General features: G+C 64.4%; 31 protein-coding genes, 1 tRNA gene and 1 pseudogene. 26 read left to right on the top strand and 7 right to left on the bottom strand.

The genetic code is table 11. The annotated features are described in order from the left end of the window. The first annotated feature begins 3 nt into the window (after positions 1-3). The 5 genes from SPHME3_RS0115545 to SPHME3_RS20490 all read left to right on the top strand — a co-directional run bounded on the left by SPHME3_RS0115545 (position 4) and on the right by SPHME3_RS20490 (position 2,154). Positions 4-318, top strand: coding sequence for a hypothetical protein (locus tag SPHME3_RS0115545; RefSeq protein ID WP_018251050.1), 315 nt, complete (start codon positions 4-6; stop codon positions 316-318). Beyond that, positions 308-472 carry a hypothetical protein gene (locus SPHME3_RS21150; RefSeq protein WP_156021393.1) on the top strand — a complete coding sequence of 55 codons (165 nt, stop codon included), beginning with the start codon at positions 308-310 and terminating at the stop codon, positions 470-472. Before SPHME3_RS0115545 ends, SPHME3_RS21150 begins: the two co-directional genes overlap by 11 nt. Then, entirely contained in the window at positions 473-805 is a 333-nt protein-coding gene (locus SPHME3_RS0115535; RefSeq protein WP_018251048.1) for a hypothetical protein, read from the top strand. A 31-nt stretch (positions 806-836) separates the two neighbouring features. Continuing rightward, positions 837-1,265 (top strand): lysozyme, encoded by a 429-nt coding sequence (locus SPHME3_RS0115530; protein WP_018251047.1) that lies wholly within the window; start codon positions 837-839, stop codon positions 1,263-1,265. Between the two features lie 160 nt (positions 1,266-1,425). Beyond that, on the top strand, positions 1,426-2,154 hold the full coding sequence (locus tag SPHME3_RS20490; RefSeq protein ID WP_018251046.1) for a hypothetical protein: 729 nt from the start codon (positions 1,426-1,428) through the stop codon (positions 2,152-2,154). On the opposite strand, the gene SPHME3_RS21145 is transcribed toward SPHME3_RS20490, so the two are convergent. The 6 genes from SPHME3_RS21145 to SPHME3_RS20210 all read right to left on the bottom strand — a co-directional run bounded on the left by SPHME3_RS21145 (position 2,123) and on the right by SPHME3_RS20210 (position 6,474). Next, positions 2,123-2,344: a hypothetical protein gene (locus tag SPHME3_RS21145; RefSeq protein ID WP_145957858.1), complete on the bottom strand. Its 222-nt coding sequence runs from the start codon at positions 2,342-2,344 to the stop codon at positions 2,123-2,125. The genes SPHME3_RS20490 and SPHME3_RS21145 overlap by 32 nt on opposite strands. 151 nt (positions 2,345-2,495) lie before the next feature. After that, entirely contained in the window at positions 2,496-2,834 is a 339-nt protein-coding gene (locus SPHME3_RS0115515; RefSeq protein WP_018251044.1) for a hypothetical protein, read from the bottom strand. Next, positions 2,831-3,148 carry a hypothetical protein gene (locus SPHME3_RS0115510; protein ID WP_018251043.1) on the bottom strand — a complete coding sequence of 106 codons (318 nt, stop codon included), beginning with the start codon at positions 3,146-3,148 and terminating at the stop codon, positions 2,831-2,833. Before SPHME3_RS0115510 ends, SPHME3_RS0115515 begins: the two co-directional genes overlap by 4 nt. Then, complete coding sequence (locus SPHME3_RS0115505; protein WP_018251042.1) at positions 3,145-3,378, bottom strand: hypothetical protein; 234 nt, start codon at positions 3,376-3,378, stop codon at positions 3,145-3,147. The genes SPHME3_RS0115510 and SPHME3_RS0115505 overlap by 4 nt, the downstream gene beginning before the upstream one ends. A gap of 28 nt (positions 3,379-3,406) precedes the next feature. After that, positions 3,407-3,577 carry a helix-turn-helix transcriptional regulator gene (locus tag SPHME3_RS20820; RefSeq protein ID WP_172436173.1) on the bottom strand — a complete coding sequence of 57 codons (171 nt, stop codon included), beginning with the start codon at positions 3,575-3,577 and terminating at the stop codon, positions 3,407-3,409. Positions 3,578-3,630: 53 nt separating this feature from the next. Beyond that, a complete protein-coding gene (locus SPHME3_RS20210; protein WP_145957859.1) occupies positions 3,631-6,474 on the bottom strand; it encodes a hypothetical protein in 2,844 nt (947 codons plus the stop codon). A gap of 365 nt (positions 6,475-6,839) precedes the next feature. Here SPHME3_RS20210 and SPHME3_RS20485 point away from each other — a divergent pair, with 365 nt between their 5' ends. The 15 genes and pseudogenes from SPHME3_RS20485 to SPHME3_RS0115420 all read left to right on the top strand — a co-directional run bounded on the left by SPHME3_RS20485 (position 6,840) and on the right by SPHME3_RS0115420 (position 15,575). Continuing rightward, positions 6,840-7,223, top strand: coding sequence for a hypothetical protein (locus tag SPHME3_RS20485; protein ID WP_018251039.1), 384 nt, complete (start codon positions 6,840-6,842; stop codon positions 7,221-7,223). 36 nt (positions 7,224-7,259) lie between these two features. Then, entirely contained in the window at positions 7,260-7,700 is a 441-nt protein-coding gene (locus tag SPHME3_RS21715; protein WP_081614873.1) for an HNH endonuclease, read from the top strand. Positions 7,701-7,953: 253 nt separating this feature from the next. Continuing rightward, positions 7,954-8,307 carry a hypothetical protein gene (locus SPHME3_RS0115480; RefSeq protein ID WP_018251037.1) on the top strand — a complete coding sequence of 118 codons (354 nt, stop codon included), beginning with the start codon at positions 7,954-7,956 and terminating at the stop codon, positions 8,305-8,307. Continuing rightward, positions 8,304-8,492, top strand: a complete 189-nt coding sequence (locus tag SPHME3_RS0115475; RefSeq protein WP_018251036.1) for a helix-turn-helix transcriptional regulator — start codon at positions 8,304-8,306, stop codon at positions 8,490-8,492. The genes SPHME3_RS0115480 and SPHME3_RS0115475 overlap by 4 nt, the downstream gene beginning before the upstream one ends. Positions 8,493-8,564: 72 nt before the next feature. Continuing rightward, entirely contained in the window at positions 8,565-8,918 is a 354-nt protein-coding gene (locus tag SPHME3_RS0115470) for a hypothetical protein (RefSeq protein WP_018251035.1), read from the top strand. Further along, a complete protein-coding gene (locus tag SPHME3_RS0115465; RefSeq protein ID WP_018251034.1) occupies positions 8,915-9,127 on the top strand; it encodes a hypothetical protein in 213 nt (70 codons plus the stop codon). Before SPHME3_RS0115470 ends, SPHME3_RS0115465 begins: the two co-directional genes overlap by 4 nt. After that, positions 9,124-9,273: a hypothetical protein gene (locus SPHME3_RS21140; RefSeq protein ID WP_018251033.1), complete on the top strand. Its 150-nt coding sequence runs from the start codon at positions 9,124-9,126 to the stop codon at positions 9,271-9,273. Before SPHME3_RS0115465 ends, SPHME3_RS21140 begins: the two co-directional genes overlap by 4 nt. Next, positions 9,270-9,536, top strand: coding sequence for a hypothetical protein (locus SPHME3_RS0115455; RefSeq protein ID WP_018251032.1), 267 nt, complete (start codon positions 9,270-9,272; stop codon positions 9,534-9,536). Before SPHME3_RS21140 ends, SPHME3_RS0115455 begins: the two co-directional genes overlap by 4 nt. Further along, the gene (locus tag SPHME3_RS0115450) at positions 9,536-9,748 is read left to right on the top strand and encodes a hypothetical protein (RefSeq protein ID WP_018251031.1); all 213 of its coding nucleotides are present in this window, start codon (positions 9,536-9,538) and stop codon (positions 9,746-9,748) included. The genes SPHME3_RS0115455 and SPHME3_RS0115450 overlap by 1 nt, the downstream gene beginning before the upstream one ends. A gap of 76 nt (positions 9,749-9,824) precedes the next feature. Then, positions 9,825-10,340 carry a YfbU family protein gene (locus SPHME3_RS0115445; RefSeq protein ID WP_018251030.1) on the top strand — a complete coding sequence of 172 codons (516 nt, stop codon included), beginning with the start codon at positions 9,825-9,827 and terminating at the stop codon, positions 10,338-10,340. Then, positions 10,331-11,029 carry an AbiV family abortive infection protein gene (locus SPHME3_RS0115440; protein ID WP_018251029.1) on the top strand — a complete coding sequence of 233 codons (699 nt, stop codon included), beginning with the start codon at positions 10,331-10,333 and terminating at the stop codon, positions 11,027-11,029. The genes SPHME3_RS0115445 and SPHME3_RS0115440 overlap by 10 nt, the downstream gene beginning before the upstream one ends. Beyond that, positions 10,993-11,424: pseudogene (locus SPHME3_RS0115435) on the top strand (magnesium chelatase subunit ChlI family protein); the annotation flags it as partial. The gene SPHME3_RS0115440 and the pseudogene SPHME3_RS0115435, both read left to right, overlap by 37 nt. A gap of 75 nt (positions 11,425-11,499) precedes the next feature. Further along, positions 11,500-11,584, top strand: a tRNA-Leu gene (locus SPHME3_RS0115430). A 414-nt stretch (positions 11,585-11,998) separates the two neighbouring features. Further along, complete coding sequence (locus tag SPHME3_RS0115425; RefSeq protein WP_018251027.1) at positions 11,999-14,092, top strand: methyl-accepting chemotaxis protein; 2,094 nt, start codon at positions 11,999-12,001, stop codon at positions 14,090-14,092. A gap of 175 nt (positions 14,093-14,267) precedes the next feature. Then, entirely contained in the window at positions 14,268-15,575 is a 1,308-nt protein-coding gene (locus SPHME3_RS0115420) for an outer membrane beta-barrel protein (RefSeq protein ID WP_017978413.1), read from the top strand. Between the two features lie 79 nt (positions 15,576-15,654). On the opposite strand, the gene SPHME3_RS0115415 is transcribed toward SPHME3_RS0115420, so the two are convergent. Further along, on the bottom strand, positions 15,655-17,820 hold the full coding sequence (locus tag SPHME3_RS0115415) for a TonB-dependent receptor (RefSeq protein ID WP_017978414.1): 2,166 nt from the start codon (positions 17,818-17,820) through the stop codon (positions 15,655-15,657). 497 nt (positions 17,821-18,317) lie between these two features. Here SPHME3_RS0115415 and pyrH point away from each other — a divergent pair, with 497 nt between their 5' ends. The 6 genes from pyrH (at position 18,318) to SPHME3_RS0115385 (ending at position 23,546) form a co-directional block, all read left to right on the top strand. Further along, a complete protein-coding gene (pyrH, locus tag SPHME3_RS0115410; protein ID WP_017978415.1) occupies positions 18,318-19,049 on the top strand; it encodes a UMP kinase in 732 nt (243 codons plus the stop codon). Positions 19,050-19,052: 3 nt separating this feature from the next. Then, a complete protein-coding gene (frr, locus tag SPHME3_RS0115405) occupies positions 19,053-19,610 on the top strand; it encodes a ribosome recycling factor (protein WP_017978416.1) in 558 nt (185 codons plus the stop codon). Positions 19,611-19,683: 73 nt separating this feature from the next. Beyond that, the gene (locus SPHME3_RS0115400; protein WP_020486453.1) at positions 19,684-20,421 is read left to right on the top strand and encodes an isoprenyl transferase; all 738 of its coding nucleotides are present in this window, start codon (positions 19,684-19,686) and stop codon (positions 20,419-20,421) included. Further along, positions 20,418-21,215, top strand: a complete 798-nt coding sequence (locus SPHME3_RS0115395) for a phosphatidate cytidylyltransferase (protein WP_017978418.1) — start codon at positions 20,418-20,420, stop codon at positions 21,213-21,215. Before SPHME3_RS0115400 ends, SPHME3_RS0115395 begins: the two co-directional genes overlap by 4 nt. Beyond that, entirely contained in the window at positions 21,212-22,399 is a 1,188-nt protein-coding gene (locus SPHME3_RS0115390) for a 1-deoxy-D-xylulose-5-phosphate reductoisomerase (protein WP_017978419.1), read from the top strand. The genes SPHME3_RS0115395 and SPHME3_RS0115390 overlap by 4 nt, the downstream gene beginning before the upstream one ends. Positions 22,400-22,412: 13 nt before the next feature. Beyond that, complete coding sequence (locus SPHME3_RS0115385; protein WP_024310512.1) at positions 22,413-23,546, top strand: M50 family metallopeptidase; 1,134 nt, start codon at positions 22,413-22,415, stop codon at positions 23,544-23,546. Positions 23,547-23,565: the final 19 nt, after the last annotated feature.

Raw genomic sequence — 23,565 nt, 5'->3', positions numbered from 1 at the left:
GACATGGATATCAGCAACCTCACCCCGGCGCAGATTGAAGAAGCTCGTGCCATCGCAGCAGCGGCGATGGAGCAGGAGCGGGCACAGGCTGAAGCCGCTCGCCTCGCGCTTCTCGCGCCCGTCACCGGCCTCGTGAACAGCCCCTCGTTCCGCCGCGTCTACGCCGATCTTGCCGCCCTGCGTTCGACCTACTCGGACAACGGCAACTTCTCCGTTCACCTGAACGCCCTTCACGAGATCATGCCGCGCCTCGCGCAGGCTGCGAACATCGGGACAATCGGCTCGCCCGACCCGGAGGAGGCTGGCGATGACGAGTAAGGTGAAGAAGGGTCTTCAGACCGTAGCTCACTACGCCAAGATCGCGTGGGAGGTGCCCGCCGTGAAATCCGCTGCACTGACTTGGCTCATCCGCCTTGGCGTGCCGGGTGCTGCGATCCTCATCCCCGTCATTGACGCGCTGGTGAACAAGTAAGTGGCGGATGTTCCGCAGGACTGGCGCGACCTCCTAATCCGCCTCGATCAGCGTGTTTCGGATGGCTTCGACACGATGAACAAGCGCTTCGACGCCTATGACCGGCGCGCGGATGCGCTTGAGCGTCGCGTTGGCGATATCGAGACCATGCTTGCGGATCGACCGCTCTATATCGCGCAGCATGTCGGGTTAATCAGCAAGGTGAACGAGCTTGAGACCGCGCGCGTTCGCGTAGACGCCATGGCGGGGACTATGCGATGGATTCTTTGCGGCGGTCTCGCCACCGTCGTTGCGACGATCGGCGGCTTCCTCAAGGCTTTCCACGCCATCTAATCGAGCGTTTTTCGATGATCCTAAATAGTCCATGCGTAATGGACTACCGATCGTCAAAGAATTCGAGGGCTGCAAATTACAAGCGTATCCCGATCCCGCTACTGGCGGAGCACCTTGGACTATTGCGTGGGGACGCACCAAGGGCGTTAAGAAGGGCGATACTTGCACGCAGGCGCAAGCAGACGCTTGGCTCAACGAGGAATATGACGAGTTCGAATCCGCCGTCATCAAGGCGCTTGGTGGGGCTCGCACTACTGACAATCAGTTGGGGGCGATGGTCTGCTTCGCCTACAACTGTGGCGTCGCGAACCTGAAATCCTCCACCCTTCTGCGCAAGCACAAGGCCGGTGACTATGCCGGGGCAGCGAAAGAGTTCGCGCGCTGGAATAAAGCAGCAGGCAAGGTGATGGCGGGATTGACCCGCCGCCGCGCAGCCGAAGCGGCACTCTACCTCCGATAAGAAAATGGGACCGAGAGGAGCGGACGCTCTACTCTCGATCCCTGTCCACAGCCGATCGTGTCGGCAAGCTCGTGATCCTACTCACAAGCACCTTATTTAGCTTCAAGAATAATGAGCGCCGCACGCCGATAAACTATTGTGGATTATGTCCACACATTACTTGAGCAACAAGAACCTAATCGCCGAAATCGCCAAGTCCAAGAACAGCTATTGCTGGTTTGCCAGCCCGGACTTCGCCACACCAACCCGATACACAAACAGCCTCTACGGACCTCACAAGGAAGGTTGTGATCCGTTCCAAGAGGGCGAGATCGTCCGGGTTTACACCTTCGACCACGTTCCAGCGTCCACCATCACCAACCGCTCCCGCGATCATGGCGCACGCGGCAAGGCCCCGGTCAACTTCCCGCCATTCCGCCAATATCACGTCCGCGACGGCGAGCTTGTCGAAGTCGGGCGATCCCATTGGAAGGGTGATCTCGCCACCGGCCACTTCTCCGCCGATCACGGGCGGCTCACCAACAATCTCGGCATCGCGCTCATGATGATCTCGGAGCGCTACACGCAGAAATCCAACTGGCGCGGCTACAGCTACCGTGATGAAATGGCCGGTGATGCGCTCGCCCACCTCGTGAAGGTCGCGCTCCGCTTCCATGAAGCCAAGGGGAACAACCCCTTCAGCTTCTACACCACCACCATCTACAACGAGGTGTTGCGACGCCACGAGAAGGAAACCCGCGAGCGGGATATCCGGGACGATCTCCTGTTCATGATGGGCAAGACGCCCTCCATCACCCGCCAGTTGGCCGATCAGGGCGTGAAGCCCACTCCCGGCAAGCGTGGGCGTCCGAAGAAGATCAGGCACGAAGGTGCGCAAATCGCAGCTTGAACAACGTGCGGTCGGTCTCGTCCGGGATGATGAAGGTGATCTTGTCGCTGTCATCCCGGATGGTCCACGAGATCGCTTCGGCTTGGAGCCATTCCAGCACTTCGACGGGGAAGAAGATGCCGCGTTTGGCACCAGCAGGAAGGATGCAGACCTCGTGCGTGGCTGGTCGGCGGGTAAGTGAAACGTCCATCGATTATTTAAATGACCGCGAGTCCAGCGCAGTGATATAAATAGAAGTGTGGATGGGAGTAGTGCCCCGTCTGTAGTTCTCTCTTTTGCTCCAGTGTTGTTTCATACCTTGAGGGCTTCCCGGTTCGCCATTTCCGGGAAGCCCTCTTTTTTCATGGCATGTCACGGAGCGTCGGATCGTCCATCGCGTCCAGAAGCTCGTTCAGGCTCACCAGCCGTCCCGCATAGGGGTGAACCGGCGCGTCATCGTCGGCGGTTACCGCGCGCGCCATCTGCGTGACCATGTAGCGGGTCCGCTCCGCACCATCACGGAAGTCGGGCAGATCGAGGTGGAAGTCCTCGCATGGTGTCGGCGTCCACCAGCCCTTCGGCTGGTAGCGTGGCCGATAGAGCGGCAGCGGTGAGAGATCATCGTCCATGTCGGTGAAGTCGAGATCGTCCAGCGTGAGGCCGATGCCCTCAAGGTTGAAGTTCGTGCTTTCGGGTATCATGACGACGCCACGTCCATGGCGAGCTTGAAGATCGTCGCATCCTCATCGGTGGCAAAACTGATCGAGGCGTTACCGTCCTGATCGAACCAAATCTCGTGTGGCCCTTCGATGTTGCGCTCAACCACGAGGAACAGCGGATGGACGAGATTGGCCTTGGAACGGTCGCCTTCGAGCTTTTCGATGCCCACCATGTGGACGCCAAGCGCCACCGGGTAGGGGAGCGCCGACGATGACGGGAGCTTGCCTTGGCGGCTCTTCACGGAGCGATCCACGAGCCGGAGGCGGCGCTGTGCTTGGGCGAGGGTGAGGCTCATGCCGCCACCTCCGCTTCGCAATCGGCGATGGTAGCCTCGATCTTGGCGAGGGCAGCTTCGGCGCGAAGGGCGCGAGCACGCCACTTGGTCGCTCGCTCGTCGTGATATCTGATCGTCTCACGCATCTCTTCGAGCAAGGCGTCGGGCGTGGAGGTGGGTCCGAAGGCCCACATGAGCACCGTGAAGGCGGCGAGGATGCAGGCGGCGGTGATAATGGTCTCGTAAGTCATGGTTCTCCTTTGTTGTTTCAAATACAGTTCAGCGCTGCTTGCGCAGCCAAGCGACGATCTCGTGGGGGTTCCAGCGAAGCGTGCCGCCGATCTTGAAGGGCTTCGGAAAGCCCTTTTCTTTGCGGATACGGTCGATCGTGGAGACCGACACGGTAAGAAGCGCCGCTACTTCAGGTTTGGTCATAAGAGTTTCAGGCATTTCATTCCTCCTCATGTTTATTTATACACGAGGGGTGATTTGCCGGTCAGTAATCATGCCGCTTGCTTGAGCTTGTCGCGCAATGCGCGGAGCGCCGGGGAAGTCTTATCCTTGGATGCTGCACGGCGATCGTGACGCCCGACCACCGGCTCCATCTGGTAACGGGAGCGAGCGAGGCACGAGTTGGCGAGCAGCAGGTAGAGGCGACGGTTGATCACCAGATGGTGTTCAGCACCGGGGCGGAAGCGGAAGCCAAGGTTGCGTCCCGCCGACTGGTTAAACTCGTCCAGATGGGCGAGCATTACCATGTCGGTGCGCCCCGTGAGGGCGTTCAGCACCTCGCCGATCTCGTATTGGGCGGGAGGCACCATCACCATGGTTTGGAGCACCGGCTTGCCGATGTAGGCGTTTGAGCCCTTCGCCGTCTTGTGGGTGGTGGTCTGCGCGACCGTCGCCGCCTTGTTGGAGATACACTGTAGCTCCGCCCCGGTGGCGGCTTGGTAGGTCTCGCGTTCCGTTGCGACCACATCGGCGAGCTTGGCGCTGGTGAGGCGATCGAACAGCCGGGTGCGAACCGTGTCCCGGTTGAGGAACGGCGTATCAAGCTCCGTCACCACCCACGGGTCACCAAGATGGCGAGCGAGGGCGGTGGGGACGGCTTCCGTGGTGAGCACGATGGTGGTGCGAGCGGTCTTGAACCAGTCTGCGCGCTTGATCGACCACTCGTTGCCAGCGGTCGCCGCGTAGATATCATCCTCGCGCGGCTCGCCATATTCGCCACTGTAGGCGGTCACCACGGTGCTGTCCCACGACGTGACCGCCGCGAGCTTGCTTGCCTCGTTGAAGGTCACCGGGGCGGGAGAGACGGCGGAGACGCTGTTGAAGCTGGTCCAGCGATCCAGCAACGAACCTGCCGAGCTTGCCCACGCCGATGAATCGAGGCGCAGGCGTTCCACCCACTCGCGGGTCGCCTGTGGCACCATGGTGATCAGGTTAGAGGCGGTGATCTCGTCATGGATCAAGATGCCGAGTGCGGTGTCCTCGCGGCACCGGTTGAACAGGTTGGTCTTGTCCGCGCCCCAGAAGGCGGCGGAGAACATGCGGCGGGTGTGGGTGTTCTTGTGCCACTCGTGCGCCACGTCATGGACGGTGAAGATCACGGGAACGCCACCCGTCACCAGCGAACGCTTGCGGCGGAAGTAGGCGTGGACTGCCGCCAGCGCATCGGGCTGGAGATCGGTGATCGCCTCGATATGGCTGTTGTAGCCGCCATTGACGGCATCGCCGATCGTAAGCTCGCGCAGCGACAGGGCGGTGCAGGCGTCCTTGTAGGCCCGCGAAAAACTCTTGAGCACGATGGGGACGAGCTTTCGCTTGTTGCGGCGGGCACCCTCCCGGCTGTGCAGCGCCTTTTGTGATGCCCGAAACTCGGCACACTTCTCCTTCGCGAGCGCGTAGGTGGCGAACGCATACATGGTGGCGGTGGGGAGGAAGTGTTCGTGGAGATCGTCCACAGCCGGTCCCGTGGCTTCGAACAGCGACCGCGACTTGGAAATGCCCTCCGGGGCGCAAATCCAGTGATTGCCCGCGCTGGCGATCTTGTCGCGCAGGATCGTGCCGATCCCGCTGATCGCCGCTGCGTGGGTGGTAGCCGCTTGAGCGAAGCGCTGTTCTTCGGGCGTGCGCTCGCGATCGACCGCGTTGAGTCGGGCGTCGAAGTCTGCCGTCCATTCCTCGATCATGTCGCCAAGGTCGCGGGGGAGTGACTTGGTTTCGATCGTGTCGGCACCCGTGCCCACGAGGAACACGGACGAGTAGTGCATCTTGATGATGCTGTCCGGGGTATCGTCCAGCGGCGAGTTGCTGAAATAGGCCGCGATCTCACCGCCACTCTCGCCGAAGTGGTGAAACTCCGGGTAGGTGCCCTTGGGAAAGTAGCGCTCGATCGATCGGGTGAGGTGATCGAGAAGCGCGCTGTCCCCGAGAAGCTGGGCAGGCGACTTGATGCGGGCACGCGACTTGCGGAACACCTGCTTGGCTTGCAGGAAGTCCGCCACGTCGAAGATGGAGGCGTTGGCGCAGCCCTTGGCGGCGCGGTCATAGATCGCTTCCCACATGACCGCTTGCGGCACCCACGAGCCCACGGGTGCGTCGAAGAAGTGGCCTTCCTTCTCCACTCGGCGCATTCCGAGCGGCAGGCGGCGGAAGCTGTCCGGGAAGCGGATCGAGGCGTCGGGCGTGATCCCGGCAGGGATGCCGAGGATCGGCGACTTGCTGATCCGATCGCACAGGCGGAGCCACGTCGCTTCGAAGCCGTCGCGGATCGACGTGAAGGGACCGGCATGTCGGCGCAGCAGATCGGTGTTGAACACGAAGTGGAGGTGGAAGCTCTTGCCGCCCGAATAGGTGACGTTCAGCCCACGGCAGTCGGCGTAGTCTGCACGAAGCTCCGCAAGGAACCGTCCGATCGCGCTATCAGTGGGCTTCTTCGTGCAGCGGAACCACGAGAGGGTCTGCTTGAAGAAATCGATTTCCTTGGAGTCGAACTCGAAGGTGAACACCACGTTGTCGCACAGCGCCACACGCTGGGACGGGCGGTTGTATAGCTCGTCATCCTTCGCGACGTTGAGCAGTGGGTTGGTGAAAAACTGGAACAGGTGGAAGTCGCGGTCGGAGGGTGAGCGCGCGATCTCCGCCGAATAGTCGCCATGGCGGGAGCGCTGCTTGTCCTCGGAGAGGCTGATATAGCTGGTGCTGTTGTGCAGCATCGGGCGCACGACGTGGGTGATGAAGTCGCAGGAGGTGGCATTCGCCGCCTTCAACTGGTTCACTTCGCGGGTGGTGAGGCGACCCGCGTATGCGTCGAAGACGCGGAAAGAGTCTGTGTAGTCGGTCATCGGTTCCTTCGCTGGTTCCTTGAAGTTGTGTGGCGGGTCGATGAAGGAACCACGCATCACCTCGGCTCATGACTTCCGAAGCTACCCGCCACGTTTTTATTTATACTCGCGGTGGTCAGGTGCTGTCAGTATTGATCAAGGGTCACGCGCAACAAGCCGAACTACGACGTGATCTAATATGAACGAAATGACAGAAATGGAAGAAGTGGCGGATTTCCGACATTAGTTTTCCCCCGATAACGACATGTCGTAAGAGTATTAATTAGGACATGCTCTTATCGGGGGAAAACTCGGCTTCGCCGAAGTAAACGACACCCATACTGCCGTGGACTTCGCTCGTTACGCTCAATCGCTGTAAATAAGCGATGACGACAACTCGCAAGTGCTCTATCCGATCGGCCAAGGCCAAGGCGTGCCGCCTACAGAACAAGCTCCGGGACGCGATCCGCGCCGACAACCCGGACCTCGATCCCGCCGACGTGCTGCCCTGTCCGATGGGGAGCAGCGGCGCGGATATTATCCTCACCCCGGCTGCAAAACGAGTTCACCCCTACAGCTATGAGGCCAAGGCCCACGCCAACGGCTTCGCCAAAGCCTACGCGGCGATCGACCAAGCCGAACGCGGCGATGGCCTGATGCCTGTGGCGGTGGTTCAACACGACCGCGCCAAGCCGCTGGCGATCCTTCATCTGGACGATCTCCGGGAGCTACAGCGGCTCGCCCGGTGGGCTCGCGATCACGGCGGATAACCCCTCCACCACCTGTTCACGAGAGGCGGAGGGGGCATGTGTTCAAGCACGCGCAGCAATCCTACCGGGCGACGTGCGGAGCGCAAGCAGCGTAAATACCGGATGCCAGACAAGCCCCGGACCTTCTCCAGCCGCCCCAAGCACCCCCGCGCCCAGCAGGGCGGCTCCCATGCCCTACGGGACCGAAGCAGGGCCTACAGGCGGCTTCGGGAGCGTTTGCTGTCCGAGCACCCGCTATGCGTCTACTGCCGCTCCACGGGGCTTATACGGGGCGCTACTGTGCTCGATCATGTCGTGGCGTTAGCCTTGGGTGGCACCGACGATCCCGCGAACCTCGCCCCCGCCTGCACCGACTGCAACGACGCGAAGTCCACTGCCGAGAAACGGTTTCTCGCGAGGGGCTATGATCTCGCCGACGTGACCCGCGATCCCGATCTCGGAGACTGGATCACGCGAGCCCGCGAATTGCGAGGTTAACGCGAGTGATTCGGGCTTGACGCGATTTTCTTGAACTTGGTTAACCAGCCTCAAGCAGCCCGAAACCAGAAAAACTTGACGTATTGGAAAAGTGTGAGACGCTCCGCAGCACGAAGGCGCTACCGGAAGTTGTTCTATAATTGACTATAGACTACACAGTTCGGTTTTTGCACAGTTCGGTCGGAATTTGCTTGTCAGATTTGGAGTCTCATGAGACTACCCGTCATCGCAATGATGAACGGGATGAGCGACTATGTTGATTACCAAGGCGCTGGCGCAGGAAGGTGAGTGCCAAGGCAGCGACGGCACCGACTATTATTACGCGGATTTTCTCGACGGACACGGTGACACCCCGCTCGCCTTTGTCGTGGAAGTTCCGGCGATTGAGTTCTACGAGCCGGTCACCGAAGATGGTGTGTCGCACTGCTTTGAACTCGATCGTGCGGAAGCGCTGGATCAGTTCCTCGATCAGTGCGCGGGAGAATACCTGATCAAGGTCTCGGCCTACGCTGAAATCTTGGTGTCAGGCTGGTGGGCGGACGTGACCTCCATATCCTTCAGCGACAAGACGGACGCCGACTTGTTCACGATCCGGTTCGGGAAATGAGCGTCGAAGACATCCTCGCCCTCACAGGTGCGTCACGATCGACCTTCTATCGCTGGCGCGCAGCGCGGAACTTCCCCGCACCAACCCGGATCGGTCACTTCGATGAAGCGGCGGTGAAGGGCTGGTGGGATGCCAACCGCGATCAGATGGGGCGATGGCCGCACAGCGAACGGGCGGACGCCTGATCACCCACCAACCTGAAAATCAATTTACCTGACTGGCGGGTCACCTTCGCCAGCATGGCGGAGCTATGACCTATGACTGACAAGAACCGCCGCAAGCTCGCGGCATATGGCAGCACCAAGGTGGTGGACGGCATCACCTTCACCGCGTCCGCGTTCATGATGGACGGTGAGGTGAACCCCAACTTCATCGAATGGAACGGCGGTGCCCGTGGCGGCATCGTCCGCGAGCGGGCGGGAAAGACGGCTACCGGCACCTGTGGTTTTACCCACCAGCCCCGTGTCATCGCGCTATCGCGGTTCGAATGGGAAAACGTAGGTCGCGAGACCTTCCACCCCATTGCCCGACTGTCGATCGCCGCGCAGCGCAATCGTTACCGGGAAGCAAAGACGCTCGTGGAAGCCTTCGAGGCGGAGGCCGCACGATGAACGAGCCCACCACTGCGAAACTGATCGTTGAAGACATCGCGTGGGATGATGACGGTGAGCAGACCGGCCTTCCCACCACGGTCACCCTCGATTGGTGGGGCGACCACCCCAACGACGCCCCGGATGGCTTCGTGGACGAGCAGATCACCGAACACCTCACCCGCACCTACGCATGGATGGTGGCCGGTTTCTCGTGGAGGGTTGCATGATCAATCCCGAGACCATCACCCCGGCAGAAGTCGCCGCGATCATGGAGGCGGCGGTCGCGGCCTACTGGACGCGCAAGCGGGAGACGCAGCTTCGCTCGGATCGGGCGAAGGCCGCGTGGCGTCGCCGAAAGGGGATCGAGGCATGAAAATCTGGATTCGAGACGAGAACGACAGCACCCGCTTTCACAACACCGAAGGTGAAGTGATCCTCACAGGGCTATTTGGTGACGCCTTGGTCTACATCGAGAGCGAGCGAACGATCTCGATTGTCCATCATGCCCACCGTTTCAACGGCACCCCTCGCACCATCCGGGGAAGGGAATATTACTGGCACATCCATGCGATCAACCTTCCGCACGGCTTCGATGCCGAGCACTGGATCACCCTCATGCAATTGGGGTTGCCCTGATGTGGGTGGGCAAGATCGAGAACGCGATTCTCTATCTCCAGACGATCATCTTGAGCGCGGAAGTGGCAGCAGCGACGAAAGACCCGGAAGAACGCCGGTCACGCGCCTTTGACTTCTACCGCCTTCACTACCTTGATGAGCGAACCCAGATGACCTCGGAGGAAGAAGCTGCCTTTGCGGAATGGTTGCGGGAGACCTTTGCGCCCGGTTAGCCGTGATCGGCTTCATTTCGCTTGAAGAACAAGGAAGCAGCCCCAACATTCCCGCGTGGACAACAGGGAGTGTTCGATGAAGTTGACGGACGGTGAACGCCTCATCGCAGTGATGCTGGCGGAAGTGATGGAAGCGCTCAAGCTCGATCGGGAGCTTGATCCAAAGCTGGTCAAGTCGCTCGTGATCAACAATGACGGTTGGGCGCTCCGGCGCAAATATTCCGGCATCTTCGAGAGCGAGGCACCGTCTGATGAGGTGGTGAAGGAAACGACAGACATTTTGTGGATGTTCGGTATTATCGAAAGCTCGATTTCCAAGCTCACCGGGGCGGAAGCTGAAGAAGCCAAGGTCTGGCACTACAATCAGTGGCACGGCTTCGATGGCAACAACGATCCGCACTACGGCGTCGCCCGGACGATGATCGAGGAGCTTGGCGAATTTGAGCAGAGCCGTAAGGGCGTGAACCTCAACAGCCACACACAATCGTCGCTTCCGCACTACCGCCGCATGTATGAGAAGTTCTACGGCTACGTGCAGGCGGGGCAAGCCGCGCCGCTTTCATTCGACGCCTTGCGGGACATTTGCGCCTGAAGTCGCACCTTCAACCATATGCGGGACCACTCACGCCCGCACAGATCACGGAGGGCATCGCCGCTGCACAGGCGAACGCCCTCCGTTTGCTTGATGACGCCAAGCTCTTGCTGGAGGCAGGGCGCTACCCGTCCGCCACGGCGCTGGCGATCCTCTCCATGGAGGAGCGGGGGAAGGTCATCATCCTCAAGCGCCTCGCCCTCGTGAGCGATCCCGCCGACGTGAAGGCGGCATGGCGCGAGTATCGCAGCCACCGTGCAAAGAATGCCGGGTGGATCATCCCGCAACTGGTGGGGCAGGGTGCCCGGACCATGCAGGGCTTGGCAGCAGGCGTTGACGCGGACGCCGAACACACCGCCATTCTGGACGCCCTCAAGCAGGTGAGCTTCTACACCGACTGCTTGGCGAAGCGGCATTGGAGCATTTCCAACGAGGTGATCGACGAGGGCGTTGCCCGCTCGATCGTCAGGTCTGCCGAAATCATGTGGAGCGCCCGCGCGGTCACGCTGCGCGAGGTAGAGCTATGGGGGGAGATCGTCGGGCCTCACTACAACCAACCCGGCATGATGGCCGCTGTGGTCAAGTGGCAGCACGCCATGGTTGCGGAAGGCTTGAGCGATACTACGCCCGAGTCGCTGGCAGCGTTCATGAGAGGGGAGCCCGTTGCGGTTTCGACAGTTCGCTCTTGAAAAGGGTAATTATGCGTGACCGCATCGACCTGCATGTCGAGGTTGCTGCGGTCAGCGCCGCCGACCTCGTCCTGCCGCCGCCCGAGGAAGGATCGGCCGAGGTCGCCGCGCGCGTCGCGACCGCCCGCGCGATCCAGAGCGCACGCTATGCGGGGCAGACGCCGCGGACCAACGCCGAGGCGGACGGCACGTTGCTCGACGCGGTCGCAACCCCCGACGAAGCCGGCCGCCGCCTGCTCGCGCAGGCCGCCGAAGCGACGCGTATGTCGGCGCGTGGCTACACCCGCGTGCTGCGCGTCGCGCGCACCATCGCCGATTTGGCTGGCGCGGACGACGTGGGGCGCGTCCATGTTGCCGAGGCGTTGAGCTATCGACGACGCGCGCCGACGGCCTGATGCGCTTTCTTGCCGCGGTGAGCCGCGATACCCTTGCGGTGCGCGGCATGACCCGCTAGGCGCCCTGTCTTCGCTGCCCCTGTGGCGAAATTGGTAGACGCATTCGACTCAAAATCGAACGCCGCAAGGCATGCTGGTTCGAGTCCGGCCAGGGGCACCACCGTTTCCCAATCCCCTAAGCACTGTAACAGCTTAGGCGGATTTTGGGGCCTGAATCGCAGCCGCGGTAAGACATTCTCCTTTTCAGAAGCACGGCAATCGCGGTGCCCGCTGGGCACAGTTCGCGTATGCGGCTGCGTGCCCCGTGCGCGCGGTTCGTGTCGTGTCGGATGACGCTTTTTGCGGTTGCGTGCGCGTGACGGATGGCCCGCGCGCCTTGGATGCGAGGTCGCGTTTGAACACCAGCCCGCGCGTCCCTTGCCGGTGGCGGCGAATGTCAGCGCGACGGCGTCGCGCCTTATCTGATGTCCATTTTGAACATGATGAACCAAAAATTATACAATCGGGACCTAAGCCGTCGCCAACGAAGCAAGACATGGCGGGAAATATGCGAGCGTTACGATCTTTGGCGACGATGATCAGCATTCGGGGCGCCATCGCGGTTGCCGTCTTCGTCTGCCTGGGATCGGCGACGACGGGTGTGCTGATCGACCGCGCGGCGCGGGAACGCGCGTCGGAGACCGGTCTGATCGTGGCGAAGCAGATCGCATCCAGCGCGGAAGGCGAATTCGAACGTCCCATCGGGCTGGTCCATTCGGCGCTGGTCGCGATGCAGTCGCTGCGCCAGCAAGGCGTGGTGGATCGCAACGCGCATATCGAAATGCTGCGATCGGAGGTGCGGGGCAACCCGCAGATCTTCGGCATGTCGACCGGATGGGAACCCGGCGCGTTCGACAATCGCGATGCGGCCTTCGTCGACAGCAAGGGATCGGACAAGACGGGCCGGTTCCTGCCCTATCTGTATCGGGCGGGCGATCGCGTGTCGCTGGAGCCGCTGAAGGATTACGCCAAGGAAGGGCCGGGCGACTATTACCTGATGCCGATGCGCGCACGGCACACTGTGCTGATCGAGCCCTATATCTACGCGGTCGAAGGCCATGACGTGCTGATGACGACGATCGCGGAACCGATCATGGAGCAGGGCAAGCCGATCGGGATCGTGACCGCCGACATCGCGCTGAGCGCGTTGCGCGATCGGCTGGACAAGGTGGTCGTCCCGTTCGGCGGGACGGCGACCGTCGTCACCGACAAGGGCACCTTCGTCTACAATCGCAATGCGGCGCTGCTGGGCAAGCCCGCGCCGGCCAGCATGGGCAGCATCGGCCGGACGTCGGACCCGGCGCTGGGCGACGTGCTGCGCATCGAGACGCCGATCCACTTCAAGGGCATCAAGGGCGCGTGGTTCGTCCGCGTCGATCTACCAATGAGCGCGGTGATGGCGGATGCGCGTCAGGCAGAACTGACGCTGCTGATCGCGGCGATCGCGATCATCGGCGGACTGATCATCGTGCTGCGGCGAACCGCGAACCGGATCGTCGGCGAACCGCTGGATGCGATCGCGGGCGAGATGAACGAACTGGCCAACGGCAATCTGGAGGAGCCGCCGGTCCGCGCCATCGTGTCGTCCGAAATCGACCGGATGGCCAAGGCGGTGGCGGTGTTCCGGGCGAACGCCATCGCGCAGCGCCGGTCGGAACAGGATCAGGCGTTCGTCGTGTCCACATTGGGCGCCCATCTGAAGAAGGTCGCGGCGGGCGATCTCACCGCGCAGATCGACCAGCCGTTCAACGGCGACTACGATCGGGTGCGCGTCGACTTCAACGCCGCCATCGACAAGCTCGGCACGACGCTGTCCGCGGTCGCGAGCAATGCGGTGGAGGTGCGGACGGGCTCGGGCGAGATCAGCACCGCCTCGGACGACCTGTCGCGCCGGACGGAGCAGCAGGCCGCTAGCCTTGAGGAAACCGCGGCGGCGATGGACGAAATTACCTCGCAGGTCCGCACCACCGCGGCGGCGGCGCGTGAGACCAACAGCGTCGTCGAGGCGGCCCGCGCGGACGTGACGCTGAGCGATACGGTCGTCGGGCGGGCGGTGATCGCGATGAGCGATATTGAAAAATCGTCCGACGAGATCGCCGAGATCATCAGCGTCATCGACGGCATCGCGTTCCAGACCAACCTGCTGGCGCTGAATGCCGGGGTGGAAGCCGCCCGTGCGGGTGAGGCCGGCAAGGGGTTCGCCGTGGTGGCGAGCGAGGTGCGCGCGCTGGCCCAGCGATCGGCGGATGCGGCGGGCGACGTCAAGGCGCGGATCACCACGAGCACGGCGCAGGTCGGCACCGGCGTGGATGCGGTCGGCGAGATGCGCAAGGTGCTCGATCGCCTGACCGGGCGAATCATCGAGATCAGCCGTCTGGCCAGCGAGATCGCGACGGCGGCCGAGCAGCAGGCGATGGGCCTGTCGCAGATCAACATCGCGGTGAGCGAGATGGACGCCACGACGCAGCAGAATGCCGCGATGGTGGAGGAAGCGACCGCCGCCGCGCGCAGCCTGGCCGGGCAGGCCGATGAATTGGGCGAGCTGATCGCGCACTTCCGGCTGGCCCATGGCGGCTATGCGGCGGCAGGGGCCGCGCGCGCGTCGGTTCCGTTGCGTCTCGCCAGCTGAACCGCTGCCTGGGGCGGCGGAGGCTCGGCCGGGCCTCCGCTTCCCATCATCCGATCCGACGACCACGGCAGCCGGCACGGCGGCCGGTTGCGCATCCACCGCGCCGTCTTTGGCGACGCGAGGAGAGCCGCGCGCCGGCGCGCCATCCGGCTGCCCCTGCCTTGTGAAACGAGCGATGAAGACGATCCATTTCCTCAGCCTGTGCGCCAGCACGGCATTGATCGCGCCGACGCCGGCGCTCGCGCAAGCTGCCGACGGCGTCGGCGCGCCGCAAACGTCGCAACCGCTGGCGCGGGTGCCGGATGCCGATCCGGTGGCGCCCGACGCACCGGCGGACACCCTATCGTCGCGCGAGCATCCAGCGATCACCTATGCGTTGCAGGTCGAGGGGAGCATCGCGGCCAATCCCGTCCATCCGGCGAACGGCGTGAACTTCGGACAGGAGTTCGCCGACCGCGCGAACCGCCCCTTGCTCAACCAGGTGCTGGGAACGATCGCGCGCCCGGTCGCGGGTGGCCCGCGGGTGGACGTGGGCTTCAATCTGCAGGGGCTGTTCGGGACCGACGCGCGCTATTCGCCGACCATCGGCCTGTTCGATCGGACGTTCACCGGCCGCTATCAGTTCATCCTGACGCAGGCCAATGTCGTGGTCCACACGCCGGTGCTGACGCCGGGCGGCGTCGATTTCAAGCTGGGGCTGTCGCCGGGGCTGATGGGATATGAAGGGCTCGATCCCTCGACGCGCCCGTTCTACACCTTGTCCTACGTCACCAATTACCTGCTGGCGTTCCAGACGGTGGGGGCGATCGCGACGGTGCATGTCAGCCCCCAGCTGGACGTCATCGCCGGCATCGATGCGGGGAACGAGGTGGTTCCCGGCAGGTCGGACAACAACGGTGCCGCAGCGGGCTATCTGGGGGTCAGCCTGAGCCATCTGGCCGGCGATCGCCTGACGGTCCTGGCGATGACGCGCTTCGGACCGGAAAATTCGCGTTTGGCCCTGCCCAATGCGAACCGGGCGATGCGCTGGTGGAACGACGTCACGGCGACCTACAAGATCGACGACCGCACGACGGTGGCGGGGGAGGCGAATTACCTGCGCGACGACGGGCTGAACGCGGAAGCCTATGGCGCGACGGCCTATGTGCTGCACTCGATCAACCCGCAATGGTCGGCCAATCTGCGCCTCGATGCGCTGCGCGATCCGCAGGGCGCGTTCGTCGTCACATACGGGTCCGACACGGCCTTCGCCGACGCGATCCGTGGCGTGCCGGCGCTGATCTACACCGCGCCGCCGACGACCTATGGCGCGGTGACCGCCGGCGTCTCGTACCGCCCCGCGGCGCTCAACAGCCGCCGTGTCGCGGTGACGGTTCGACCGGAGATCCGCTACGACCGATCCCTGAACGGGACGCGCCCCTATGATGGCGGGACGCGGCGCGGTCAGTGGCTTGCCAGTGCGGACCTGATCGTCGGCTTCTGACGCCGGCGGAGCGGCGACGCGGGCGTCATCGGTTCGCGCGGCGCCGGATGCCCGCTGCCAGGTCCGTCAGGCGATACGCTCACCAGTTGCGGCGGTAGCCGATCGTCAGCGTGGCGCCGTTGGCGGGCACGCGGCTGCTGTTGAGGTTGCTGCGCAGCAGCTGGCTGTACACCGGCAAATATTGGGTGTTGAACAGGTTCTCGATCCCCGCTGTGATCGTGTCCCGGTCGGTCGGGCGCCAGCGGCTGGTCAGGTCGAACACCGCATATTGTTCGACCTTGCGGCGGCCGAAGCTCTGCACGCCGTTCAGCCGATAGTCGCGGTCGCCCGACAGCAGCCCCTGCAACCGGATGTCGAGCCGGTCGACGGGTGTGACCTCGATATAGGCGGTGACCTTGAGCGGGGGGATGCGATAGCCGGTCATCGGGCGCGACGCGGCGGCATTGGCGGGGCGTTCGCGGCCGCGAATCCAGGTCGCGGTCGCGCCGGCCCGGACGCGGTCGGTCGGGTCGCCGACGTCGAGCGATCCCTCGAGGCCGCGGATGCGCTCGGCGGTGCGCACCAGGATCAGGCCGTTGTTGAGGCTCTGCACATCGCCCAGTTCGGACGTGGTGCGGAATGCGGATGCGGTCATGCGCGCGCGACCGAACCGGCCACGCCAGCCGACTTCATAGCTGTCGATCCGGACCGGCTGCAGGTCGGAATTGCGGATGTTGAAGCCGAGGGTCGCGTTGCGCAATTGCAGCCCGATATCGGGCAACTGGAAGCCTTGCGAAAAGGTCGCGAAAAAATCCTGCCCCGCGACCGGGGTCACCGTCGCGCTGCCGTTGAAGGTCCAGGCGCCATAGGAAATGGTGCCGCCGGGGATCGTGCCCGGCCGTGCCGCACGCGATTGCGAGAGCGGGACGAAGGCATCGAAGCGGGCGCGGACACGGTCGTAGCGGGCGCCCCCTTCGACCGCGAGCCAGTCGGCGAACCGGTGCTGCGCCTGGACGAAGCCGCCATAGGTCAGCGTCGTCAATTTCGGCATGTAGAGGAGCGTCGCGATCCGGTTGAACACCAGCCCCCGGCTCGCATCATACGCAACGGGGTCGAACACATCGAGCGGCATGTCGCTCTGTTCATGGGTAAGGTCGCCGCCCCAGGTCAGCGAGCTGCGCTCCCCAAGCGGTGTTTCGATCGTCAGGCGGCCGCCGAAGACCCGGCTGTTCTGCGTCACCTGATCGACGTTGCGCCCACGCGTCGCGATGCCGCGCGCATCGAATGGCGTGTAGCGCGAGAAGAAGTCGCGGTAATAGCCGAGCGCGGTCAGCCGACTGCCGAGGACATCGCGCGCGGCGAGGTTGGCCGTCAGCACCGTGTTGTAGAGCTGGTTCTGGTTGGCGAGCTGAATCCCGCGCAAGGGGCGGGCGGCGGCGGTGCCGGCGGGCAGGCGGTCGACCGCCGGGTCGGATACGAAATCGGTATGTTGATCGGCGCGATAATGGCTGGCCGACAGCTGGACATAGGCTCCGCCGAACCGCAGCCCGGCTTTGCCGCCGACGTTCCACACGTTGCTGTCGAACAGGTCGCCCTGGCTGGGTTCGGGCGCGCGACGGTTGCCGTTACCGTCGAACCCGCCGCCGATCCGCTGATAGCCGCCGTTGACGATGAAGTCGAAGCTGCCCGCCGAGCCCGAGACGAATTGCTGCACCCGGCCCCCCAGACTGTCCGTGGTCAGGTTGGAGAGCGATCCGGTGCCCGCCAGCACCGTCTCCGCCCGCAGTGGCCCGCCGGCGGGGCGGGTGTTGATCGAGATGATGCCCCCGGTCGCCCCGCTGCCGTACATTGCGCTGCTGCCGCGCAGAACCTGCACCTGCGCAATGTCGGAGGGTTCGAGGCCGATGAGGCCGCGGGCGCTGTCGCGGTTCGTGTTGTACGGCACGCCGTCGACCAGGATCAGCGCGCCGCGGCCGCGCAGCGTCTGGCCGAAATCGGTGATCGTGCGGCTGGAATCGGCGAGGCCCGGCACGGTCTTGGCAAGGATGGTCGCCAGCGTATCGGACGCCGATCGGGCGAGTTCGATCTGGCTCTGATCGATCGTGGTCACCTGATGGCCCGACGCGACGATATCGCTGCGCGACCGCTGTGCCGTGACCACGATGTCGTCGACATTGGCCTCGTCCTGTCGAGGCGGAGCGGTCTGCGCAGACGCGGCCGTCGTTCCCAACAGCGCGCCCACGATGGTCAGATATAGATACTTCACTACCGCCCCCAATTGACTACGCTTCGCAATAGCAACATCGAAAGGTGAGTCAAATATGGACTGGAGGGGGCGGCCGCTCGAGTGCCGAAGCGCAGCCTCGTCTAGGGGTTGAGGGGTTTGCCACGGCAAATCGACATGAAAAATGGCGCTCCTATCGCGAGCGGGGGCGCCGGCGTCGCAAGCGACGCGGTGCGCGGCGCGCGGGTTTCTGCGGAGGACGGCGCGGGGATTCGCGCGCGGCTTCCGACGCACGCCGGAAACGGCGCCAGATCGTCTTCAGCCACTGGGTCAGCCTGTCCATGACCCCGGCGATACGCGAGCAGAGCCTGAAATCTGCTGAACCCCTTCGTCAACGCAGGTTCAGCCTTTGCACCATCCGTCGGCCGGCGACGTGCCTCTGCACCATTTCCTCACGCGGGGGCCGCGCGGCGACGGTTGCTCCGGCGCGGATGTGCGCCTAAGGTCCGGCCGCTTTCTCCCCCATGCGATAGGACCCCATGAGCCCCGCGCCGCGCTACAAACGCATCTTGTTGAAATTGTCCGGCGAAGTGCTGATGGGGGAGGGCGGTGGCCTGTCGATCGACCCCACCGTCACCGCACGCGTCGCCGAGGAAATCGCCGACGTGAAGGCGCAGGGCTATGAGCTGTGCATCGTCGTCGGCGGCGGCAACATCTTCCGCGGCATTTCCGGTGCGGCACGCGGCATGGAACGCGCGACCGGCGATTATATGGGCATGCTCGCGACCGTCATGAACGCGCTCGCGGTGCAGAACGCGCTGGAGCAGATCGGCGTCGAGACGCGCGTGCAGTCGGCGATCCCGATGTCGTCGGTGTGCGAACCCTTCATCCGCCGCCGCGCGATGCGACACCTGGAAAAGGGGCGGATCGTGATCTTCGCCGCCGGCGTCGGCTCGCCCTTCTTCACCACCGATTCGGGTGCGGCGCTGCGCGCGGCCGAAATGAATTGCGACGCGCTGTTCAAGGGCACCAGCGTCGATGGCGTCTACAACGCCGACCCCAAGAAGGATACGAGCGCCACGCGGTTCGCGACCGTCAGTTACGACACGGTGCTCGCTCAGAATCTCAAGGTCATGGATGCCAGCGCCGTCGCGCTGTGCCGTGATTCGAACATCCCGATCGTCGTCTTCAACATCCGCGAACACGGCAATTTCGCCGCGGTGCTGCGCGGTGAGGGCGTCTCGACGGTCGTGCAGAAGGAAGTGGAGTAACCCATGGCTGCCTATGACAAGTCCGATCTCGAGCGCCGCATGGCGGGTGCCGTCGAAGCGCTGAAGCACGACCTGGCCGGTCTGCGCACCGGCCGTGCATCGACCGCGCTGCTCGATCCCGTCACCGTGGAGGTCTATGGCAGCCACATGCCGCTGACGCAGGTCGCGACCGTCTCCGTGCCGGAGCCGCGCATGATCTCGGTCCAGGTGTGGGACAAGTCGAACGTCGGGCCGGTGGAAAAGGCGATCCGCTCGGCGGGCTTGGGCCTCAACCCGATCAACGACGGCCAGACGCTGCGCCTGCCGATCCCGGACCTCACCGAAGAGCGCCGCAAGGAACTCGCTAAGCTCGCCGGCAAGTATGCCGAGGGCGCGCGCATCGCGGTGCGCAACGTCCGCCGCGACGGCATGGACAACCTCAAGACCGATGAGAAGAAGGGCGTGTTCAGCGAGGACGAGCGCAAGCGCCACGAAACCGAGGTGCAGAAGCTGACCGACGCGACGATCGCTGATGTCGATGCGGCGGCGGCGGCGAAGGAAAAGGAAATTTTGGGTAAGTGACGGGCAAACAGCGCCAGCTGTTTAGCTCATGCCGGGGGCATGAGCGGCCCGGCACTCCTTCGGGAGTGTCCGCGTGAGCAGCGCACCCCTCCTCTCGGCGGTTCCGAACACCGGCCTCGTGCCGCGCCATGTTGCGATTATCATGGATGGCAACGGCCGCTGGGCGAAGGCCCGGCACCTGCCGCGCGTGGCCGGGCACAAGGCGGGGGTGGAGGCGGTACGCCGCGTCACCCGCGCCGCGCGCGCGATGGGGATCGAGGCGCTGACGCTCTATGCGTTCAGCTCGGAAAACTGGCGCCGGCCGGAGGAAGAGGTGGGCGCGCTGATGGGCCTGCTGCGGCTGTTCATCCGCAGCGATCTCGCCGAGCTGGTCGAAGAGAATGTCCGGCTGCGCATCATCGGCGACTACCGCCGGTTCGCGCCCGATCTCGTCGCACTGGTCGACGATGCGATCGCCAAGACCGCGGGCAACACCGGCCCAGTGCTGGTGATCGCCCTCAATTACGGGTCGCAGGCCGAACTGGTTGCGGCGGCGCAGACGCTGGCGGCGCGGGCGGCGGCGGGAGAGATCGACCCTGCATCGATTACGCCCGAGCATATCGAGGCGGAGTTGCAGACCGCGGACCTGCCGCCGCTCGACCTCGTCATCCGATCGTCGGGCGAGCAACGGCTGTCGAATTTCCTGTTGTGGCAGGCGGCCTATGCCGAGCTGCTGTTCGTCGAGACACTGTGGCCCGATTTCAACGGCGACACGTTGGCCGATGCGGTGACCGCATTCGGGCAGCGCCAGCGGCGTTACGGCGGCCTGTGAGCGACGCCGCCCCGGGCAAGCGCCCGTCGGACCTGGCCGTGCGCGCGGTGACCGGTGTCGGCATGATCGCCGTCGCGCTGGTCGCGCTGGCGTTCGGCGGCTTTGCGCTCTGGCTGCTCGCTGCGGTGATCGGCGTGTTCATGATGGCCGAATGGAGCGAGCTGAACGGCGCGCCGCCGCAGACCAAGCGGCTGGGCCAATATGTCCTATTCGTGCCGCTGGCGATCATGTGCCCGATCGCGGCCGGTCCCAATTTCTTCGCGCTCGGGCTGTTGGCCGGTGCCTTCTTCTTCCTCGGCATCGTCACGCGGCGCCCGGCGCTGGCGCTGGGCGTCCTCTATTGTGGACTGCCGATCTATGCGCTGCTGCTGATCCGGCATGAGCCCGATGGCCTGCGCAACGCCTTGTGGGCGCTGAGCCTCGTCTGGGCGACCGATATCGGCGCCTATTTCGCCGGACGGACGATCGGCGGGCCGAAGCTGGCGCCCGCGATCAGCCCTAACAAGACTTGGGCCGGGCTGATCGGTGGGATCGTCGCGGCGACCGTGCTCGCACTCGTGATGAGCCGCGTCTATCTGCTGCCGCTGCGCTTCGTGGCGGCGACGCCGGTGCTCGCGATCCTGGCGCAGGCGGGCGACCTGTATGAAAGCCATCTGAAGCGCCGCGCGGGCGTGAAGGATTCGGGTAGCGTCATCCCCGGCCATGGCGGCGTGCTCGACCGGCTGGATGGCGTGGTGCCGGTGCTGCCGATCGCGGCGCTGCTCGTCGTGGTGCCGCTGGGATTTCCTGCATGAAGACCGTCACCATTTTGGGCGCCACCGGATCGGTGGGCACATCGACGCTCGATCTGGTCGAGCGTGAGCCGGACCGGTTCCGCGTCCGCGCGCTGACCGCCAATTGCGATGTCGCCAACCTCGCTGCCGCCGCGATCCGCACGAAGGCGGAAGTGGCCGTCGTCGCGGACGAAAGCTGCCTGCCCGATCTGCGCGCGGCGCTGGCGGGGACGGGCACGCAAGCCGCGGGCGGGCGGCAGGCGATCTGCGATGCTGCGGCGGGCGCGGACTGGACGATGGGCGCCATCGTCGGCTGTGCCGGCCTGGAGCCGGTGATGGCGGCGATCGCGCATGGCGGCACCGTCGTCATCGCCAACAAGGAGCCTTTGGTGTCGGCGGGCGAGGTGATCCTCGCCGCCGCCGCCGCGTCCGGCGCGACGCTGCTGCCCGCGGACAGCGAGCATAATGCGATCCACCAATGTTTCGACTTCGCGCGGCCAGAGCGGGTGCGGCGGATCATCCTGACCGCCAGCGGCGGGCCGTTCCGCGACTGGTCGCTGGAGCGGATGGCGGACGTGACGGTCGAACAGGCGGTCGCGCATCCCAATTGGTCGATGGGCGCGAAGATCAGCGTCGACAGCGCGACGATGATGAACAAGGGCCTTGAGCTGATCGAGGCGGCGCGGCTGTTCCCGGTCGACAACGACCGGATCGAGGTGGTGATGCACCGCCAGTCGGTGATCCATTCGATGGTCGATTATGTCGACGGGTCGATGCTGGCGCAGCTCGGCCCCAGCGACATGCGCGTGCCGATCGCGCATACGCTCGCCTGGCCCGACCGGATGGCGACGCCAATGGAGCCGCTGGACCTCGTCAAGATCGGCCGGCTCGATTTCGAGGCGTGCGATCCGGTGCGCTTTCCCGCGCTGGCACTGGCGCGCGCGGCGCTGGAGGCGGGCGGCGCGCGCCCGGCGATCCTCAACGCGGCGAACGAGGTGGCGGTCGCCGCCTTTCTGGCGCGACGGATCGGCTTCCTCGAAATTGCCGCAATCGTCGCCGATACGCTGGAGCGTTACGACCCGCAGGCGCCCGCCACGGTGGAATCGGTCCTGGCGGTCGATGCCGAGGCACGGCGGATAGCGGACGAGCAGGTTCGGGGCCGAAGCACGGGCCGGACTGGGGGGCGTGTAGAGGTTCACGCGTGAAGGATTGCGCAGCTTGATCCAGTCCCCCGGTATTCTGATGGCGGTACTCGCCTTTCTGTGCGCCATCGGGCCGCTCGTGTTCATTCACGAGATGGGCCATTATCTCGCCGGCCGCGTCTTCGGCGTGAAGGCGGAGGCGTTTTCGATCGGCTTCGGGCGCGAGATCGCGGGCTTCACCGATTCTCGTGGCACGCGCTGGAAATTCGGCTGGCTGCCGCTGGGCGGCTATGTCCGCTTCGCCGGCGACATGAACCCCGCGAGCCAGCCCGATGCGGCATGGCTGTCGCTGCCCGCCGAGGAGCGGATGCGAACCTTCCAGGCCAAGCCCCTGTGGCAGCGCGCGATCATCGTCGCGGCGGGGCCGGCGGTAAACCTGATCCTGGCGGTGCTGATCCTCGCCGGCTTCGCCTATAGCTATGGCGTCGATCGCACCCCCGCCGTCGTCGGCGCGGTGGTGGAGGGCGGCGCGGCGGCGAAGGCGGGCCTGCGCGCAGGCGACCGGATCGTCGCGCTCGACGGCCGCGGGGTCGACACCTTCTCCGACCTCGCGCGCTACGCGCTGATCCGGCCGGGCCAGCAAGTCACGGTGACGGTGGCGCGCGCCGGCCGCGATATCGAGACGCCGCTGACGATCGGCACCGTCCATCAGCGCGACCGGTTCGGCAACGAATATCGCATCGGCCGGCTGGGCTTGCAGAGCGGCGATCCCTTGCTCGCCCCCGTCAGCCTTGCCGAGGCGCCGATCGCCGGTGTGCGGATGACGGGCGAGATCATCGGCGGCACGCTGGAAACGATCGGCCAGATCATCAGCGGTCGCCGTTCGATCGACGAATTGGGCGGGCCGATCCGCATCGCCAAAATCTCCGGCGAGCAGATGGCGCTGGGCGTTTCGGCGTTCGTCTGGCTGGTCGCGATGCTCTCCATCAATCTGGGGTTCATCAACCTGCTGCCAGTGCCGATGCTGGATGGCGGACACCTCTTCTTCTACGCGATCGAAGCGGTGCGGCGTCGTCCCCTCGAACCTCAGGTGCAGGAATGGGCATTTCGCGGCGGGTTGGCCGCGGTATTGGCGTTGATGCTGATCGTCACGTTCAACGATTTGGGCGCGGTTGGTCTGTGGCAGCGGTTGGCCGGGTTGATCGGCTGACCGGGTTGGGGCAGGGCGT

This window comes from Sphingomonas melonis DAPP-PG 224 (genome assembly GCF_000379045.1).
Classification (GTDB): domain Bacteria; phylum Pseudomonadota; class Alphaproteobacteria; order Sphingomonadales; family Sphingomonadaceae; genus Sphingomonas; species Sphingomonas aquatilis.
The sequence above is the reverse complement of the archived record's forward strand: the minus strand, read 5'-3'. Positions and strand labels throughout refer to the sequence as shown.

Coding starts and splice junctions, on each gene's coding strand:
- SPHME3_RS0115545 (WP_018251050.1), top strand. CDS start 4: ATGGATATCAGCAACCTCACCCCGGCGCAGATTGAAGAAGCTCGTGCC.
- SPHME3_RS21150 (WP_156021393.1), top strand. CDS start 308: ATGACGAGTAAGGTGAAGAAGGGTCTTCAGACCGTAGCTCACTACGCC.
- SPHME3_RS0115530 (WP_018251047.1), top strand. CDS start 837: ATGCGTAATGGACTACCGATCGTCAAAGAATTCGAGGGCTGCAAATTA.
- SPHME3_RS21145 (WP_145957858.1), bottom strand. CDS start 2,344: ATGGACGTTTCACTTACCCGCCGACCAGCCACGCACGAGGTCTGCATC.
- SPHME3_RS0115515 (WP_018251044.1), bottom strand. CDS start 2,834: ATGATACCCGAAAGCACGAACTTCAACCTTGAGGGCATCGGCCTCACG.
- SPHME3_RS0115510 (WP_018251043.1), bottom strand. CDS start 3,148: ATGAGCCTCACCCTCGCCCAAGCACAGCGCCGCCTCCGGCTCGTGGAT.
- SPHME3_RS0115505 (WP_018251042.1), bottom strand. CDS start 3,378: ATGACTTACGAGACCATTATCACCGCCGCCTGCATCCTCGCCGCCTTC.
- SPHME3_RS20820 (WP_172436173.1), bottom strand. CDS start 3,577: ATGCCTGAAACTCTTATGACCAAACCTGAAGTAGCGGCGCTTCTTACC.
- SPHME3_RS20210 (WP_145957859.1), bottom strand. CDS start 6,474: ATGACCGACTACACAGACTCTTTCCGCGTCTTCGACGCATACGCGGGT.
- SPHME3_RS20485 (WP_018251039.1), top strand. CDS start 6,840: ATGACGACAACTCGCAAGTGCTCTATCCGATCGGCCAAGGCCAAGGCG.
- SPHME3_RS21715 (WP_081614873.1), top strand. CDS start 7,260: ATGTGTTCAAGCACGCGCAGCAATCCTACCGGGCGACGTGCGGAGCGC.
- SPHME3_RS0115480 (WP_018251037.1), top strand. CDS start 7,954: ATGTTGATTACCAAGGCGCTGGCGCAGGAAGGTGAGTGCCAAGGCAGC.
- SPHME3_RS0115475 (WP_018251036.1), top strand. CDS start 8,304: ATGAGCGTCGAAGACATCCTCGCCCTCACAGGTGCGTCACGATCGACC.
- SPHME3_RS0115470 (WP_018251035.1), top strand. CDS start 8,565: ATGACTGACAAGAACCGCCGCAAGCTCGCGGCATATGGCAGCACCAAG.
- SPHME3_RS0115465 (WP_018251034.1), top strand. CDS start 8,915: ATGAACGAGCCCACCACTGCGAAACTGATCGTTGAAGACATCGCGTGG.
- SPHME3_RS21140 (WP_018251033.1), top strand. CDS start 9,124: ATGATCAATCCCGAGACCATCACCCCGGCAGAAGTCGCCGCGATCATG.
- SPHME3_RS0115455 (WP_018251032.1), top strand. CDS start 9,270: ATGAAAATCTGGATTCGAGACGAGAACGACAGCACCCGCTTTCACAAC.
- SPHME3_RS0115450 (WP_018251031.1), top strand. CDS start 9,536: ATGTGGGTGGGCAAGATCGAGAACGCGATTCTCTATCTCCAGACGATC.
- SPHME3_RS0115445 (WP_018251030.1), top strand. CDS start 9,825: ATGAAGTTGACGGACGGTGAACGCCTCATCGCAGTGATGCTGGCGGAA.
- SPHME3_RS0115425 (WP_018251027.1), top strand. CDS start 11,999: ATGATCAGCATTCGGGGCGCCATCGCGGTTGCCGTCTTCGTCTGCCTG.
- SPHME3_RS0115420 (WP_017978413.1), top strand. CDS start 14,268: ATGAAGACGATCCATTTCCTCAGCCTGTGCGCCAGCACGGCATTGATC.
- pyrH (WP_017978415.1), top strand. CDS start 18,318: ATGAGCCCCGCGCCGCGCTACAAACGCATCTTGTTGAAATTGTCCGGC.
- frr (WP_017978416.1), top strand. CDS start 19,053: ATGGCTGCCTATGACAAGTCCGATCTCGAGCGCCGCATGGCGGGTGCC.
- SPHME3_RS0115390 (WP_017978419.1), top strand. CDS start 21,212: ATGAAGACCGTCACCATTTTGGGCGCCACCGGATCGGTGGGCACATCG.